This is a genomic window from Neisseria sp. S1 (assembly GCF_048060015.1).
GTDB classification, from domain to species: Bacteria; Pseudomonadota; Gammaproteobacteria; order Burkholderiales; family Neisseriaceae; genus Neisseria; species Neisseria arctica.
On the sequence record NZ_JBLUPI010000001.1, the window covers coordinates 12,396 to 27,635 of the forward strand.

The following is a 15,240-nucleotide window of genomic DNA, read 5'->3' on the forward strand; positions in this document are numbered from 1 at the left end:
GGCTTTGCAATAAAAAGGCCGTCTGAAAAGCGTTTACAGATTTTCTATACTTTGCCCGGCCAATGCGCGTTGGATGTTACGGTCCATGCGTCGGGCGGCGAAATCATCTGTGTTGTGTGCCAAGTCGGCAGTTGCATTGCGGATTTCTTCAGCGCTTCCTTGCGTCAGTAGGGCTTGCAGACCGGCTATTTTTTCTTCGATGGTATTGAGCTCTTGTGCCGATAACAAATCGGCATCTAAGGCCAAAGCCGCACGCACTGCTTCCATTAATCCTTCCGCTTCTACGGCAGCTTCTGCGCGCGCGCGCGCTGCCATATCGTCTCCAGCATTACTCATGCTGTCTTTAAGCATTTGGGTAATGGTTTCGTCGTCCAGGCCATAGGCTGGCTTAACTTCGATTTGCGCTTGTACTCCGGTGGACTGCTCGCGTGCGGATACGGAAAGTAATCCGTCCGCATCAACCTGAAAAGTAACGCGGATACGGGCCGCTCCGGCAACCATAGGGGGGATGCCGCGCAAGGTGAACTTAGCCAAGCTGCGGCAGTCGGCAACTAATTCGCGCTCACCTTGCACCACATGAATAGTCATGGCGGTTTGGCCGTCTTTAAATGTGGTGAAGTCTTGCGCTCGGGCAGTAGGAAGGGTTGAATTGCGCGGAATTACTTTTTCAACCAGGCCGCCGTAAGTTTCAAGGCCGAGTGACAGTGGGGTAACATCGAGTAGAAGCCAATCTTCTTCATTTTTATTGCCCGCCAAAACATTAGCCTGGATAGCCGCACCAAGGGCGACAACCTGATCGGGATTAAGATTGTTGAGCGGGGTTTGGCCGAAGAATGTAGCTACGGCCTGCTGTACATGCAACATGCGTGTAGCACCACCAACCATAATCACGCCTTTGACATCGGCTTTGGTAATGCCTGCATCTTTTAACGCCTGCTTTACAGGTTCGATGGTTTTGGCAACCAAATGCTGGGTGAGGTTGTGGAATTCTTGCCGGGTGATTTGGGTGTCGATTTTGTGGCCGTCTGAAAGCTGTGCCTGAATGGTTGCGCTGGTCTCGGTAGTGAGCGTTTCTTTGGCTTCCCGTGTCAGGCTCAGCAAAAGCTGGCTGTCGGGCTCGGAAAGTTGGGAGAGTGTGTTTTTTTCAAGTAAGTAGCAGAACAAACGGTGGTCAAAATCATCACCACCCAATGCGCTGTTACCCCCCGTGGCTTTAACTTCAAACAGGCCTTTGGTGAGCTTTAATACTGAAACGTCGAATGTGCCGCCGCCCAAATCATACACAACAAAGGTGCCTTCCGAACGATTATCAAGGCCGTAGGCGATGGCAGCGGCGGTAGGTTCGTTTAGCAGGCGCAAAACGTTTAAACCGGCCAATCGTGCTGCATCTTTGGTAGCCTGACGCTGGGCATCATCGAAGTAAGCAGGTACGGTAATTACCGCGCCGGTAAGTTCACCGCCCAAACTCTCTTCGGCACGCGCTTTTAGTGCTCGCAAAATCTCGGCGGAAACCTCAATCGGCGTTTTGCTTCCTTGACGAGTATGCATTTCGATAATGCGTTCGTTATTGCCGAAGCGGTAGGGAAAGTAATGGTTATCGGCTTTCAGATCGGCAAGTGTTCTGCCGATTAAGCGTTTGGCGGAGCTAATGGTGTTGCTAGGGTCGATTTTTTGTGCTTTTAGGGCATCATATCCAACCTCTACGCGCTGGTCTTCGCAATAGCGAACCACAGAAGGTAGGGTAACACGGTCTTGTTTGTCCGGCAGGCAAATTGCGCTACCACTTTTTACGGTGGCAACCAAACTGTTGGTTGTGCCTAAATCAATACCTACGGCGAGGCGGTGCTGGTGCGGAGCGGCGGAAAGGCCGGGTTCGGCGATTTGCAGTAAAGCCATAATGGTTTGTGCCTTAATGTTTTTATCGTGAATGGGGCGTATTTTAGCAGATTTGCAGCAGATAGTTGAGTGTTTTTGTCGGGATTAGATTGCTTTTATCGGTATGTTTGTAACGGCATATCTGCAAACCGTATCATTCGGTATTTTTCATACATTTTAAGATGAAATTTGCTGCTATGCGTATTTGTGGCCGTCTGAAAATCCGCTACAATTCCACATTGATAAATGACCGGGAACAAATGTGCAGCCACTTGAATATTGCCGCCAAAAAGCCGCAGAAAGCCGTTCTAGTTTTTTGGCCGCTTTCCGTTTTTTGCCCCAGCACCGGCAAGATGCATTGACGGTGCTATATGCGTTTTGCCGCGAATTAGACGATGTGGTAGACGATTGTTCTGATCCGTCAGTCGCGCAAACCACGTTGAACTGGTGGCGCTTGGAGTTGGATAAAGTATTTTCAGACGGCCTGCCCGAGCATCCCGTATGCCAAGCATTGCAAACAACAGTCAAAGATTTTTCACTGCCTAAAGAGGAGCTATTAGAAGTGGTGGAGGGTATGCAAATGGATTTGCAGCATGCCCGTTATGCGACTTTTGCCGATTTGCAGCTTTACTGTTACCGTGTAGCCGGGGTAGTAGGCAGGCTGATTACCCGTATTTTAGGATTTACCCGTTCGGAAACATTGGATTATGCCGATAAAATGGGGTTGGCTCTCCAACTGACCAATATCATCCGCGATGTCGGCGAAGATGCTAGAAGCGGGCGTATTTATCTGCCTACCGAAGAATTACAGCGCTTTAATGTGCCGGCCCAAACAATTATGCTAGCAAAGCCCGATCAAGCATTTGCACAACTGATGGCCTTTCAAATCAGGCGCGCCCGCCAAACTTATCGGGAAGCAGTAGCACTTTTACCGGCCGAAGATAAAAAGTCACAAAAAGTAGGACTGATTTTGGCCGCGATTTACTATGCTTTACTAAATGAAATAGAGCGGGATGGTGCGCAAAACGTGTTGAAATACAAAATTGCTATTCCCGGCCCACGCAAAAAGCGTATTGCCTTGAAAACCTGGCTGCTGGGATTCAAACCATGAAAAATCCGGCACGAAAAAAAATTGCCGTTATCGGTGCAGGGTGGGCAGGGCTTTCCGCCGCTATACATCTAAGTGCCAAAGCCGACGTAACTATATTTGAGGCCGGTAAACAAGCGGGGGGCAGGGCTCGCGCATTGAATGCCGTTGATCATAATTTTAGTTTTCTAGATAACGGCCAGCATATTTTGCTTGGTGCTTATCACGGCGTACGCACATTGTTGAACCGAATCGGTGTAAATGAAGCAGAAGTTTTTGAGCGCCGGCCTTTGCAGTGGTATATGGCAGACGGTTTGCAGTTCTCCGCCTCCAGCAGGCTGCCTGCACCTTTGCATTTGATAACGGGCATTCTTCGTGCGAAAAATATCGGTTGGGCAGATAAGATCCGCCTACTCGACAGCATGAAGGCTTTGCAAAAGCGCCAACACTTCAACCCTGCGGATATGAGTGTGGCTGATTGGTTGAATGCCCGTCAAATGCCGCGTAAATTGGTGGCAGAGTTTTGGCAACCGTTGGTATGGGGCGCATTGAATACGCCTTTGCAAAATGCCAGCCTGAATATTTTAAGTAACGTTCTGCAAGACGGTGTATGGGCTGATAAAGCGGCAGGCGATTATCTGTTACCTAAATGTGATTTAGGGAAACTTATGGCCGAGCCTGCCTTAAGTTTCCTCAAAAAACAAAAAGCAACCATTCGGTTGGCAACACGGGTGGGAAAATTACAAATCAGCCCCGACGGACGTGTGCGTATTGAAAATGAACTGTTTGATGCGGTAATTTTAGCCGTTGCCCCATATCACGCCGCCGCATTAATGCCGGCTGAAACACCACACTATATCCAATCAGAATATTCAAAAATACAGTATCACGCCATCACCACCGTATATTTGCGTTATGCCGAAGCTCTCGAAATGCCCTCTGCAATGACCGGTTTTAGCCGGGGAACGGCGCAATGGTTGATATCACGCGGTGCATTGGACGGAGATAAGCACGAACTAACCGCGGTGATCAGTGTGTCTGATTTACATTCAAACCACACCAATGAACAATGGATTGAGCGTGTGCATGCAGATATATTAAGAATTTGCCCGACGCTTAAAGCCCCCGTTGCCGCACGGGTGATCACCGAAAAGCGTGCAACTACTGCCAGTACGGTTAACCGCCGTCTGCCTGATACGGTTTGGCTGCACCACCATCACATTTATCCTTGCGGCGATTATCTGCATCCGCGCTATCCCGCTACACTGGAAGCCGCCGTACAACACGGACAAAGCACCGCCGCGTTATGCCTGAACAATTTAACTGCTTGAAGGGAAGCGAAATGACTCAACTGACCGATAAAATCATTCTGGTGACCGGCGCCTCGCAAGGCATAGGCGAACAAGTCGCCAAAGCCTATGCGGCTGCAGGTGCTATTGTAGTATTAGTCGCACGCCATCAGAAGAAATTGGAAAAAGTATACGACGATATTGTAGCCGCCGGCGGCCCGGAACCGTTTGCAATTTGCTTCGACCTGCTTACCGCCGAAGAAGCCGAATTCGGCCGCTTGGCAACCACTATTGCCGAAGCGACCAACCGCAAACTCGACGGTATTGTTCATTGTGCCAGCTATTTTTACGCATTATCCCCTTTGGATTTCCAAACCGTATCAGAATGGGTGAACCAATACCGTATCAATACCGTCGCTCCGATGGGGTTGACCCGCGCATTTCTACCGCTTTTGAAAGAATCTCCCGATGCTTCGGTTATTTTTGTCGGAGAAAGCCATGGTGAAGATCCTAAGGCTTACTGGGGCGGTTTCGGCGCTTCTAAAGCAGCACTCAACTACTTATGCAAAGTAGCTGCCGATGAATGGGATCGTTTTGACAACCTACGCGCCAATGTATTGGTGCCGGGGGCGGTTAACTCTCCCCAACGTATGAAAACCCACCCTGGCGAAGCCCGTAGCGAGCGTAAAAACTACGAAGATATCATGCCGCACTTCGTATGGTGGGCAAGTAAGGAAAGCAAAGGCCGTAGCGGTGAAATCGTTTATTTGTAAATCGAACCGGTAAAGCACAAACAACTATGAATACTTGGAAAGAAGCCTTGGGCGCTGAAAAACAGCAGCCTTATTTCCAACATATTATTAATACCGTAAGGGCGGAGCGAAACAACGGCCAAGTTATTTACCCGCCCGAAAAAGATGTTTTTAACGCTTTTCGGGCAACTGAGTTCGACCAAGTAAAGGTGGTGATTCTAGGGCAAGATCCATATCACGGCCCGGGACAGGCTCATGGGCTTTCTTTTTCCGTACGGCCGGATATACAGATTCCCCCGTCTCTACAAAATATTTATAAAGAGTTGGCAGACGATATCATCGGCTTCCGTATTCCTTCGCATGGCTATTTGCAAGCATGGGCGGAGCAGGGCGTATTGTTATTGAACACCGTTTTGACCGTTCGGGCAGGGCAGGCACACTCTCATGCATTATTGGGGTGGGAAACCTTTACCGACAAAGTCATCCGCCAGCTGGCCGAGCAAAGGGAGCATCTTGTATTTATCTTATGGGGTAGCCATGCCCAGAAAAAAGGAGCCTTCATCGACAGAAACCGCCACTTGGTAATAACATCCCCCCATCCATCGCCTTTATCTGCTTATCGTGGTTTTTTTGGCAGCAAGCCTTTTTCACGCACCAATAAGTATTTGCAAGAACATGGTAAAAGTATGATTAATTGGCAAATATAAGTATAATAAGCGACATATATGCAAAAGGCCGTCTGAAATATAATTTTTCAGACGGCCTTTTTCTTTTAGAGTTATTAAGATTCTTTTGTCTTAAGGTGCCAATCGCGCTTTCAGCCAAACACCGTTTTCTTGCCGGTAACATATACGGTCATGCAAACGGCTCGGCCGGCCTTGCCAGAATTCCATATAATTAGGTATGACGACATAGCCACCCCAATGAGGAGGGCGGGGAACATGAAGAGGATGTTTTAAACCGATAGCCGCTGCACGCTTAACCAATACTGATTTGCTTTCAATAACTTGGCTTTGTTCGCTTGCCCATGCTCCGATTCTGCTTGTATAGGGGCGGCTTTCGAAATACTCGTCTGATGCTTCCGGCGAAAGACGGCTGACGCAACCTTCGATACGAACTTGCCGCTCCAGCTCAGGCCAAAAAAAAGTTAATGCCGCAAAAGGATTTTGCTCCAGCGAACGGCCCTTGCGGCTAAGGTAATTGGTAAAAAATACAAAACCTTCAGAATTAACTTCTTTTAATAAAACCACCCGGCTGGAAGGTTTTCCGTCTGTGCCGACGGTTGCAATATTCATAGCTGTAGGTTCGTTTACTTTGGCATGTATGGCGGCTTTAAGCCAATATTCGAACTGCACAATAGGATTGGCATTGCATTCATGTTCGGATAATTCCTGTTTAGAGTAATCTTCGCGAATATTGTGCAGATCCATTTTGGGAGTTGTCCTTTTGAGTATTTATGTTTAAAAAATAAAATTAGAGGGAAAAGGAGCCAAGCATCTCACTTATCTTCGTATGAGATTGTATATGTATATATTGTTTTCATAAAGCTGCCTTATGTATTTAGCTTAAGAGCAGTACATATTGCCTGTACACTTCCATGAATAAAACTGTACCGTCTGAAAATCCAAACCTTTCAGACGGCGTTTTTTCTATATCCGCGCGGCATAAATACCACCTTGCTATAATTAATGATTGTTATAATTTGTACATGCTACATTGCTACTGAAAAAACCATCAGCGAAGGAAAGGATACAATAGGCAAAGTGACCGAACAGTTATTTAACTCTTTAGCCAAACAAAACGGTTTCATCAAGAACAGTCTGTTTATGCAGTTCAGGAAAGCAAAGCGGTATTAAAAGCTACTGATCAATTTTATTTAGATGCCCAACATAAAAATCATTTGGAGGTTTTTGATAAAAATGGAAACTTTAAATTTGTTTTAAATATGGATGGTTCGTTCAACCAAATAAAAACCGAAGCAGCAAAAGGCCGTAAATTAAACTTAAAATAGGAAATTATTATGGAAACATTGAATGATGTAAAAAAAATTCTGATTAATTTAGGTCTTCACCAAGGATTTGACTTAACAGATTTGCAAATATCAAGAGCTATAGATCATGAAATAGGCAATATTAGGTGGTGTAAAGATTACACTTTAGAAGGAGATTGGGATAATGAGTTTAAAGAAGATTTAAGAAATTTTTTAAATTATATGGGGATATGTCAATTTGCGCTAAACGATCAAAATTTCAAAATTGCTAGTAATGCCTTATTTATGGCTATGATTTATGCGGGTAATCTATCTCAAATTTTTGATGCTATAAAATCCGACATATCAACATTATTAAGTGCGGAGTATAAGGTAAATGATTTCCAATGGCCGCAATTTGATGAATAGCAAGCGTAAGAGCAGTACATATTGCCTGCTTCTAATTATTCATAAATAAACTATGCCGTCTGAAAATCCAAATCTTTCAGACGGTTTTTTTTATTCTATCTGTATGAGTATGAATGCTCAGCCTAGTTACAAGTCTGTGTCTATTAAATGAGAGAAATAAGAATAGTTACTTTATTTTTTACTCCATCATTATTCACACCATCTTTAAATTTAACATAATATAAATTATGCGAAGTAGCAAATGCTACCGTTTTCCGCGTCTGCCGCTGCTTGTTGACGCAATCGCCATTCTATCGGCGATTGTTTCAAGCAACGCGTTAAAATATACGGTTTTAACCGTCTCCTTTTCGTGTTGCTTGGCTTTCGGATATTCTAAGGCAGCAAGGATTTCAAGCGGATTTATCCGCAGTTCGGTTGCTATGATAATGCACTCGCAAAATGACAATCTTAGCCGTCCACGTCTTATCTGGCTTATTCTGCTCGTGCTTGTATTGAGTTTTTTGGCAAGTTTGTAGTCGGAGCTTATGCACGCTATTTTTTTGTACATATCTAGCCACTGGTTTTGATTTTGCATAACGAAAACAACCGCTTAGATTTTATCCAAGCGGTTATTTTGTCATAATTGCCGATTTTTTCGCTAGATTCGCAAATGCGCCCTATTTTCTCTTTTCTAGTTCTTTTATTGCTTTTTTGCATGTTTTGACTATTTCGATCGTTTCGTAAATATTTAAAATAAATACGATTCCGACTATTACCATTAATATTATTGAGATTGTTCCTATTGTCATTTTTTCTTTTCCATTGCTAGCCTTATGTAGTCTTCGTCTTTCACGTTTTCTATGCCTTTTAAGATTAGCAGATTTAGTATTTCTGTCTCTTTAAATCCTGCTTTTGTTGTTACAACCGCTTTTACAAATTCGTCTTTGACCTTTTCCCAAGTTTTATCTTGTATGTGCTTGCTCGGCATTTTTGTTTCCTTTCAATGATAGTCTTTGTTATGAAAATTATAGAATCTTAGAATCTTTGTAAATATTTTCTTGACAACTTAGATTCTCTATATCTAAAATTCGTTCAAAATATATTTTCTTAGAAACTTAGACGGATTATGTCCTATGAAGCATTATTACGATATTTGGTCAAATGGTCGCAGATTGATAGCTTCTGACTATGGTTCTATTTTTAAGATGGATTTAATCGAAAAAGGCCGCCTGAAAGCCAAAATCTATTTTTCTAACTGGGCGCGCTTCGATTCCTTAGCTAAAGAATTTTTAGCAACTGGTCGCATTACTGATAACCGTGTTTTTGTTGAGGTGGTTAAATGATTTCTTCGGGCTTTATTAAAACTCTTTCGGCGGATTCGCGCGGTGAATGCGCGGTGGCGCGCATCACGCGCGAAACTGCCGAAAGGCAGTTTGATAATCCCCCCGCTAGTAACACGGGGGGACTGGTTAGCGAAGCCTACCAAACCGTTGTCATGGTGAATGGCAAGGCTAAAGAAATCTTACTAAAAAAAGGTAGTTCTTCCGCTGCCTTTATCGACACTTTGACTATAACCATGTCCGAAGATGTTTTTGTTCGGCCCGACCAGCTCGGAACCGATGAAGAAATTGCAGCTAATGCGTCCGCTGAAATACAAGAGATTATGGGTTTTGGTTTGTTCTGCCAGCAAAACGGTCGTAATGGCTACGCTATCAGTTACAAGATGGGCAATCAGTCTGAAAACTACGGTTTTTTTGCTATGGGTGGTCGTCAACAGAAAAATACTGTTTGTCTCTTTTTTACGGGTGTTGGCTTAACTGCCGCTCTCTCCGGTTGGGAAAGCCGCCTTTATGAATTTTTGCAGTCTCGCGCTCCTGGCGCACGTATTACACGGATTGACTTAGCACATGATTTTTTAGATGGTGAATACACGCCTAATCAAGCTTTAAAAGATTGGGAAAGTGGCTTGTACACCTCTCGCCATACGAAGCCGATCGCTGAATGTGTCGGTGGCGATTGGTTGGAATATCGCGGCACTGGTAAAACGCTATATATCGGCTCTCGTAAAAACGCGTCTCGTTTTGCCCGCATCTATGAAAAGGGTAAGCAGTTAGGTGATTTATCGTCTAACTGGGTGCGCGCTGAAGTTGAGATGCATAACCGCGATATTGTTATCCCTCACGATATTCTCTTAAGTCCAGGCTCTTACATGACTGCGGCTTATCCAGCTTTCGAGATTTTATTTTCTCGTCATACTGAAGCACCTAAGAAGATTGAACGTGTAAAAAAAACTAAAGACGTGAGCATTGAGCACGTCCTTAAATATGCCTCTATGCAATCCTCGCCCTCAATAAACATGATGGAGGATTTAGGTTTTACGCCTGAACAGATTGTCGCTGCTCTTAAAGGTGGTAAGGACAAAATGCCTAAGCGGTTATCTTCTGCCGCATTTGATTGCGACTGCTTGAACGTTAAATTTATCCATGAATTTAAGCGTCTGCCTTACTCCGCTTATGAGGTTATCGAGAAATTAGGGGTTGAGCTTGACTCTGCTCCTCGCCTGAATCATCGCTCTTATGAAGAGTATGAGCGTTTGAAGCGTTTAAAAAGCCTTGCTTATTTAAACAAAACCGATGATGTGCCTGCTAGTCGCCGGTCATATGAAGAATATCTTTATGACCGTTATGCTACGCCGTCATTTATCTTAAATCGTAAATATAAAGGAAATGAAAATGCCAGTAATGACGCTCCGAAAAGTTAATTGGAATAAAGGTACTACCGATAACGGTATCGCTTATGACTATTGTCGTATCACTTGTGATATTCCGATTTATCACGCTAGCCAAAATGAATTTGGTCTTGATTCGATCGAACTTGAGTACGGTACTGCTGACACGCATTCCGAATTGCTTCATTTAAAGGGCAAGTTGCCTTGTGAGGTCGATGTTGCTTATCGCGATGAAAAGAAAGGTCGTAATGTTGTCAAGGTTGTATCTGCTCTCCGTGTTTTGGACAAGGCCGATAAGCCTGTAACTCCTAAGTAAATTTTGGGCTTGCCGTTTGCCTTTGAAAGCGGCATTTCAATTTTTGTTTAAATCGAAAGGAAAATCATGAAATTCTTAAATGTTGCTCGTCGTTACGCTGCTAAAGCTGCTTTGTTTGCTGCTCCTTTGGCCTTGGCTACCCAAGCTCATGCGGCTTTGCCCGAAGGCGTTAAAACTGCCATTTCAACTGCCCAAGCTGATGGCGTTGAAGTGGGCTGGTTGATTATCGGCGTTTTAGCCGCTCTGTTTGTTTTTGCCTTGATGCGTCGTCAAATCAAGTAATCAGGTGATTTATGTACTACCAAGTTGGTAATAAATGTTTAGAGCAGTCTCAAGCTGAAAACCTTTATTTCAGCTTGGTAGTGCCTTTAATAAAACCTGATGGCACGATTTTGAAGCCTGAATATAACGGCCTTGGCTGGCAGTTGTCTGGCCAAACTATTCAGGCTAATTTGCCCGCTTGTGATCCTTTAGATAACTTTAATTCTGGTCTCGAAATTGGTTGGTTGATTTTTGGTCTTATGGCTTCTTTGTTTTTTGTTTCTTTAATTCGTTCCCAATTCAAATGAATGATTTTTATTTTTTCCTTGGTATTTTAATTCCTTGTTTGATTGGTTTTATGCTTTTTAAATATTGAGGTTTTATGTTTAAAAAAATTTTTTTAGGCTGTTTTGGCCTTTTTTTTTCATCTTATTTATTTGCTAGCGAGCTACAAATAAATCCTATGACTGGCAAATTAGGCTATGTCGTTACTGACTATAACCGAAATGGTATTCGTGTTTGGAAAGATATCGGCGGCGGTTATAGCCATCAATATGACGGCTCTAAAGATATTGCGGCTTTTGGCCGTGATCTTGAGCGCAAAATCAACACCGCTAATCAAGTTCCTGTAACTGTTAAATATAAAGTGCCGAAAAAAGTCGTGTGGGCTAATTTGTTGAATCTGGCCAAACAGGGCGGGAAGGTCGCAGGTCGTTTTGCTGGTCCTGTTGGTCTCGTCATGAATGCCCACATGGCCTATAACCTTTTATCTCCTTATCTTGCTGATCAAGGTTGGGTTTATAGCCAAGAGCATGGTACCTTTATTCAGCCTGACGATGGATCTAAGGTTATTATTTATTTTTATGTCCCCGCTTGGGTTGATGGTGTTAATAATGTGACGCGTCGCACAGTCAACGATTTAGAACTTGATCGGGCTGGTATTAAAAAGCCTTATTTCCAGGATAAAGTTGCTCAATATTTACTTGATTCAGGCCGCAAGTTGGTAATTATTACTCCGACTTCATCTCCTAAAACATTACAAGACGTTTGTCGAAAGATATCATCTGACTATGATGCTAGTTGGTTTAATGGTTGTGTTTCCAAGGGTGAATTAGGAAATTCAAAACAACATGTTTATGTTGGCTCCATACAAGTTTTTAAGGGTGCGACGCCGATTACTCAAGAACAATTTGACCAGATTGTCGGCCCTGTTGTGGACGGCAATCCTACTCAATATGTTAATTTAACCGCCGATGCTGGTGGTAATGTTCCTGGTGAGTCTTATTCAGGTGTTTGGGTTATGGATGGCGTTTCAGCCTATTCAAATCCTTACACTAATTCCAATGGTCAACCTACTCAAACAACTTGGACTTTTAAAAATTTAAATGGTGAAACAACTGTTTCCGCAAATGATGTTCCCCGTCCTGATTTAAGGCCTAATTCACCCGAAGCACCTGCTCCATCTTCAGGCAGCCAATCGGGCAGCCAATCAGGCAGCCAATCAGGCAGCCAATCAGACGGCCAATCAGACGGCCAATCAGACGGCCAATCAGACGGCCAATCAGACGGCCAATCAGACGGCCAATCAGACGGCCAGTCAGATGATCCGCCGCCGCCTGATGGTACTGGTCTTCTATGTAAGGTTTTCCCCGATATTCTTGCCTGTGAAAAGATGGGCGAACCTGATGAATCTTTATTTGACGGTATAAAAATTCCGCACGTTACTGATGAAACTACTTGGTCTTCTGATGACTTTTTACCTGCTAACGGCGTTTGTCCGCAGCCGTTGAGTTTTTCTGTTTTGGGTAAGCCTTTTAATGTTTCTTATGAGCCTTTTTGTGAATTTGCATCTAGGGTCAGATTCGCGGTTTTAATTGCTTTTATTATTGCGTCCGCTTATGTTGCTTTTTCTAGTTTAAGGAGATGATGATGCCTGTTGCTTTAATACCTTTAATTGGCATTTTGCTTAAGCTTTTAATTATTAGGATTGTTCTTGCCACTGGCATGAGTTTTGTAACTTATGCCGGATATTTAATAGCACTAGATAAATTTAAATCTTATTTATCCAGTGCTATTAATCAGATGCCATCAGATGCCCTTAATTTGCTTTTAATCGCTGGATTCGGTCAAGGTTTAGGCTATTTATTCGGCGCATTTGCTTTTCACATTTCAATTGTTGCGCTGAATAAATTAACTTTCATTCTGCCTAAAGGTTGATTCTATGATTTATTTAATTACTGGTAATATGGGTACTGGGAAAACAAGCCGTGTTGTGAATATGATTCTTACCAATGAGGACGGCTTGTTTAAAATGACGCTCGGAGATGGTGCTGTCGTTGATCGGCCTTTATATTTTTGTCATATCGACGGACTCGATAAGAAAAAATTTAAAGCGCATGAGCTGACAGAAGAAGAGATTCAGGCGGCTCCTCTTCGTGATGTTGTGCCCGAGGGTGCTATTTTAATAGTAGACGAAGCGCATTATTGTTATCCCGTCCGTCCTGCCGGTCGCCCTGTTCCGCCTTATATCCAAGAATTAACAGAATTAAGGCATCATGGCCATACTGTTATTTTGATGACCCAGCATCCTAGTCAGCTTGACGTGTTTGTTCGTAACTTGGTTTCCAAGCATATTCACCTGGAGAGAAAATCCATTGGTATGAAGCAATACTGGTGGTATAAATGTGTTACTTCTCTTGATAATCCTGCCGGTTTGTCCGGTACTGAGTCTTCTTCTTGGAAGCCGCCTAAGGCCGCTTTCCAATACTATAAATCATCTAGCCAGCATCAGAAATTTAAGAAAAATATTCCTAAGCCGCTTATAGCGCTCTTTGTTATTTTGCCTTTTCTTCTTTGGAAGGCTTACGGCGTTTATCAATCTTATTCTGCCGCCGTATCCCCTCCTGTTGTCTCGGCTGTTGAACAGCCGTCTAATTTGGATACGGCGGCTGCTGTCCAAAATCAGCAGGATACTTCTTCAGCATCTTTTGATGCTGACTTAAAGCCTGTTGATTTTGTGCCTACTTTGGCCGAAAAGCCTGAATCAAAGCCTATTTATAATCAAGTCCGCCAAGTTAAAACGTTTGAGCGTTTAGCCGCTTGTATTCTTGGTGGCGAGTCGGGTTGTACTTGTTATAGTGATCAGGCAACGCCTCTTAAAGAGGTTAATGACGCAATGTGTCGAGACTATGCCGTTAACGGTCTGCCATTTAATCCTTATCTTGACGATTCGCCGGCTCGGCAGCAATTTTCTAACGGCTCCGCCGTCTCACCTGCTGCCTCTGTATCCTCTTTCGGCGGTCAAGATAAGTTGACACTTGCGCAGCCTGATTATTCTGCTGCTCCGTCTGCCCAATAATTTATTAGAGGTTTTTTTATGCTGATTACTCCTGTTTTTTGGTTTTTTTATCTTATTTTTTTCTTTTGCATTACTCGCGGTTGTTTTTCTAGGATTTCGCTTTCTGTCGTTAATTTTTTTTGGTATTCCTTAACAATTTTTGAGTTGTTTATTTCTGGTCGTATTGATCTGCTCTAGTTGATTGTCAAGTGGGAAGCTTTGTAAAGACGGCGGATCGTTTTTGCCGCCGTCTTTATGAATACCCACTTGATAATCAAATAGAGCAAATCACGCTTGGCAAAGGGGGGCAGGTGCGTTTCTTACCTGCCCCCCCTGCCACGTGGCGAACGTCGCCGAGGGCAAAAAAAGGTTAAATTTAACCTAACCGTAAATTATGCGAAGTAGCAAATGCTACCGTTTTCCGCGTCTGCCGCTGCTTGTTGACGCAATCGCCATTCTATCGGCGATTGTTTCAAGCAACGCGTTAAAATATACGGTTTTAACCGTCTCCTTTTCGTGTTGCTTGGCTTTCGGATATTCTAAGGCAGCAAGGATTTCAAGCGGATTTATCCGCAGTTCGGTTGCTATGATAATGCACTCGCAAAATGACAATCTTAGCCGTCCACGTCTTATCTGGCTTATTCTGCTCGTGCTTGTATTGAGTTTTTTGGCAAGTTTGTAGTCGGAGCTTATGCACGCTATTTTTTTGTACATATCTAGCCACTGGTTTTGATTTTGCATAACGAAAACAACCGCTTAGATTTTATCCAAGCGGTTATTTTGTCATAATTGCCGATTTTTTCGCTAGATTCGCAAATGCGCCCTATTTTCTCTTTTCTAGTTCTTTTATTGCTTTTTTGCATGTTTTGACTATTTCGATCGTTTCGTAAATATTTAAAATAAATACGATTCCGACTATTACCATTAATATTATTGAGATTGTTCCTATTGTCATTTTTTCTTTTCCATTGCTAGCCTTATGTAGTCTTCGTCTTTCACGTTTTCTATGCCTTTTAAGATTAGCAGATTTAGTATTTCTGTCTCTTTAAATCCTGCTTTTGTTGTTACAACCGCTTTTACAAATTCGTCTTTGACCTTTTCCCAAGTTTTATCTTGTATGTGCTTGCTCGGCATTTTTGTTTCCTTTCAATGATAGTCTTTGTTATGAAAATTATAGAATCTTAGAATCTTTGTAAATATTTTCTTGACAACTTAGAT

General features: G+C 43.3%; 17 protein-coding genes and 1 pseudogene. 14 read left to right on the top strand and 4 right to left on the bottom strand.

The window, feature by feature from the left end; genetic code table 11:
* Positions 1-33: 33 nt before the first annotated feature.
* Positions 34-1,896, bottom strand: a complete 1,863-nt coding sequence (gene hscA / locus ACEPPX_RS00070; RefSeq protein ID WP_416622439.1) for a Fe-S protein assembly chaperone HscA — start codon at positions 1,894-1,896, stop codon at positions 34-36.
* A 241-nt stretch (positions 1,897-2,137) separates the two neighbouring features.
* Here hscA and hpnD point away from each other — a divergent pair, with 241 nt between their 5' ends.
* From hpnD to ung, 4 genes are read left to right on the top strand one after another with little or no spacing between them, the layout of a single operon-like run.
* A complete protein-coding gene (gene hpnD / locus ACEPPX_RS00075; protein WP_416622440.1) occupies positions 2,138-2,986 on the top strand; it encodes a presqualene diphosphate synthase HpnD in 849 nt (282 codons plus the stop codon).
* Positions 2,983-4,293 carry a hydroxysqualene dehydroxylase HpnE gene (hpnE, locus tag ACEPPX_RS00080; RefSeq protein ID WP_416622441.1) on the top strand — a complete coding sequence of 437 codons (1,311 nt, stop codon included), beginning with the start codon at positions 2,983-2,985 and terminating at the stop codon, positions 4,291-4,293. Before hpnD ends, hpnE begins: the two co-directional genes overlap by 4 nt.
* An 11-nt stretch (positions 4,294-4,304) precedes the next feature.
* Positions 4,305-5,024 (top strand): SDR family oxidoreductase, encoded by a 720-nt coding sequence (locus tag ACEPPX_RS00085; RefSeq protein ID WP_416622442.1) that lies wholly within the window; start codon positions 4,305-4,307, stop codon positions 5,022-5,024.
* A 26-nt stretch (positions 5,025-5,050) separates the two neighbouring features.
* Positions 5,051-5,710 carry a uracil-DNA glycosylase gene (gene ung / locus ACEPPX_RS00090; RefSeq protein WP_047761359.1) on the top strand — a complete coding sequence of 220 codons (660 nt, stop codon included), beginning with the start codon at positions 5,051-5,053 and terminating at the stop codon, positions 5,708-5,710.
* Positions 5,711-5,800: 90 nt separating this feature from the next.
* Here ung and pdxH read toward each other — a convergent pair whose 3' ends face one another.
* Positions 5,801-6,433 (bottom strand): pyridoxamine 5'-phosphate oxidase, encoded by a 633-nt coding sequence (gene pdxH / locus ACEPPX_RS00095; RefSeq protein WP_416622443.1) that lies wholly within the window; start codon positions 6,431-6,433, stop codon positions 5,801-5,803.
* 380 nt (positions 6,434-6,813) lie between these two features.
* Between pdxH and ACEPPX_RS00100 the strand changes: the two are divergent.
* Positions 6,814-7,014: pseudogene (locus ACEPPX_RS00100) on the top strand (hypothetical protein); the annotation flags it as partial.
* A gap of 9 nt (positions 7,015-7,023) precedes the next feature.
* Complete coding sequence (locus tag ACEPPX_RS00105; protein WP_416622444.1) at positions 7,024-7,401, top strand: hypothetical protein; 378 nt, start codon at positions 7,024-7,026, stop codon at positions 7,399-7,401.
* 784 nt (positions 7,402-8,185) lie between these two features.
* Here ACEPPX_RS00105 and ACEPPX_RS00110 read toward each other — a convergent pair.
* Complete coding sequence (locus tag ACEPPX_RS00110; protein WP_416622445.1) at positions 8,186-8,368, bottom strand: hypothetical protein; 183 nt, start codon at positions 8,366-8,368, stop codon at positions 8,186-8,188.
* 145 nt (positions 8,369-8,513) lie between these two features.
* Here ACEPPX_RS00110 and ACEPPX_RS00115 point away from each other — a divergent pair, with 145 nt between their 5' ends.
* From ACEPPX_RS00115 to ACEPPX_RS00150, 8 genes are all read left to right on the top strand, one after another.
* Positions 8,514-8,723 carry a hypothetical protein gene (locus ACEPPX_RS00115; protein WP_416622446.1) on the top strand — a complete coding sequence of 70 codons (210 nt, stop codon included), beginning with the start codon at positions 8,514-8,516 and terminating at the stop codon, positions 8,721-8,723.
* The gene (locus ACEPPX_RS00120; protein ID WP_416622447.1) at positions 8,720-10,141 is read left to right on the top strand and encodes a replication initiation factor domain-containing protein; all 1,422 of its coding nucleotides are present in this window, start codon (positions 8,720-8,722) and stop codon (positions 10,139-10,141) included. The genes ACEPPX_RS00115 and ACEPPX_RS00120 overlap by 4 nt, the downstream gene beginning before the upstream one ends.
* Complete coding sequence (locus tag ACEPPX_RS00125; RefSeq protein WP_416622448.1) at positions 10,113-10,424, top strand: hypothetical protein; 312 nt, start codon at positions 10,113-10,115, stop codon at positions 10,422-10,424. The genes ACEPPX_RS00120 and ACEPPX_RS00125 overlap by 29 nt, the downstream gene beginning before the upstream one ends.
* Before the next feature lie 66 nt (positions 10,425-10,490).
* Positions 10,491-10,706, top strand: a complete 216-nt coding sequence (locus ACEPPX_RS00130) for a major capsid protein (protein WP_416622449.1) — start codon at positions 10,491-10,493, stop codon at positions 10,704-10,706.
* A gap of 11 nt (positions 10,707-10,717) precedes the next feature.
* Positions 10,718-10,993, top strand: a complete 276-nt coding sequence (locus tag ACEPPX_RS00135; RefSeq protein WP_416622450.1) for a hypothetical protein — start codon at positions 10,718-10,720, stop codon at positions 10,991-10,993.
* Between the two features lie 74 nt (positions 10,994-11,067).
* Complete coding sequence (locus ACEPPX_RS00140; RefSeq protein ID WP_416622451.1) at positions 11,068-12,612, top strand: IgG-binding virulence factor TspB family protein; 1,545 nt, start codon at positions 11,068-11,070, stop codon at positions 12,610-12,612.
* A 2-nt stretch (positions 12,613-12,614) separates the two neighbouring features.
* Positions 12,615-12,902: a DUF2523 domain-containing protein gene (locus tag ACEPPX_RS00145; protein WP_416622452.1), complete on the top strand. Its 288-nt coding sequence runs from the start codon at positions 12,615-12,617 to the stop codon at positions 12,900-12,902.
* Positions 12,903-12,906: 4 nt separating this feature from the next.
* The gene (locus tag ACEPPX_RS00150) at positions 12,907-14,043 is read left to right on the top strand and encodes a zonular occludens toxin domain-containing protein (RefSeq protein ID WP_416622453.1); all 1,137 of its coding nucleotides are present in this window, start codon (positions 12,907-12,909) and stop codon (positions 14,041-14,043) included.
* A gap of 930 nt (positions 14,044-14,973) precedes the next feature.
* Here the strand turns inward: ACEPPX_RS00150 and ACEPPX_RS00155 are convergent.
* Positions 14,974-15,156: a hypothetical protein gene (locus ACEPPX_RS00155; RefSeq protein WP_416622445.1), complete on the bottom strand. Its 183-nt coding sequence runs from the start codon at positions 15,154-15,156 to the stop codon at positions 14,974-14,976.
* Positions 15,157-15,240 lie beyond the last annotated feature (84 nt).

Excerpts from the sequence above, each read along its gene's own strand:
- hscA (WP_416622439.1), bottom strand. The coding sequence starts at position 1,896 with ATGGCTTTACTGCAAATCGCCGAACCCGGCCTTTCCGCCGCTCCGCAC.
- hpnE (WP_416622441.1), top strand. The coding sequence starts at position 2,983 with ATGAAAAATCCGGCACGAAAAAAAATTGCCGTTATCGGTGCAGGGTGG.
- ACEPPX_RS00085 (WP_416622442.1), top strand. The coding sequence starts at position 4,305 with ATGACTCAACTGACCGATAAAATCATTCTGGTGACCGGCGCCTCGCAA.
- ung (WP_047761359.1), top strand. The coding sequence starts at position 5,051 with ATGAATACTTGGAAAGAAGCCTTGGGCGCTGAAAAACAGCAGCCTTAT.
- pdxH (WP_416622443.1), bottom strand. The coding sequence starts at position 6,433 with ATGGATCTGCACAATATTCGCGAAGATTACTCTAAACAGGAATTATCC.
- ACEPPX_RS00105 (WP_416622444.1), top strand. The coding sequence starts at position 7,024 with ATGGAAACATTGAATGATGTAAAAAAAATTCTGATTAATTTAGGTCTT.
- ACEPPX_RS00110 (WP_416622445.1), bottom strand. The coding sequence starts at position 8,368 with ATGCCGAGCAAGCACATACAAGATAAAACTTGGGAAAAGGTCAAAGAC.
- ACEPPX_RS00115 (WP_416622446.1), top strand. The coding sequence starts at position 8,514 with ATGAAGCATTATTACGATATTTGGTCAAATGGTCGCAGATTGATAGCT.
- ACEPPX_RS00120 (WP_416622447.1), top strand. The coding sequence starts at position 8,720 with ATGATTTCTTCGGGCTTTATTAAAACTCTTTCGGCGGATTCGCGCGGT.
- ACEPPX_RS00125 (WP_416622448.1), top strand. The coding sequence starts at position 10,113 with ATGCCAGTAATGACGCTCCGAAAAGTTAATTGGAATAAAGGTACTACC.
- ACEPPX_RS00130 (WP_416622449.1), top strand. The coding sequence starts at position 10,491 with ATGAAATTCTTAAATGTTGCTCGTCGTTACGCTGCTAAAGCTGCTTTG.
- ACEPPX_RS00135 (WP_416622450.1), top strand. The coding sequence starts at position 10,718 with ATGTACTACCAAGTTGGTAATAAATGTTTAGAGCAGTCTCAAGCTGAA.
- ACEPPX_RS00140 (WP_416622451.1), top strand. The coding sequence starts at position 11,068 with ATGTTTAAAAAAATTTTTTTAGGCTGTTTTGGCCTTTTTTTTTCATCT.
- ACEPPX_RS00145 (WP_416622452.1), top strand. The coding sequence starts at position 12,615 with ATGCCTGTTGCTTTAATACCTTTAATTGGCATTTTGCTTAAGCTTTTA.
- ACEPPX_RS00150 (WP_416622453.1), top strand. The coding sequence starts at position 12,907 with ATGATTTATTTAATTACTGGTAATATGGGTACTGGGAAAACAAGCCGT.
- ACEPPX_RS00155 (WP_416622445.1), bottom strand. The coding sequence starts at position 15,156 with ATGCCGAGCAAGCACATACAAGATAAAACTTGGGAAAAGGTCAAAGAC.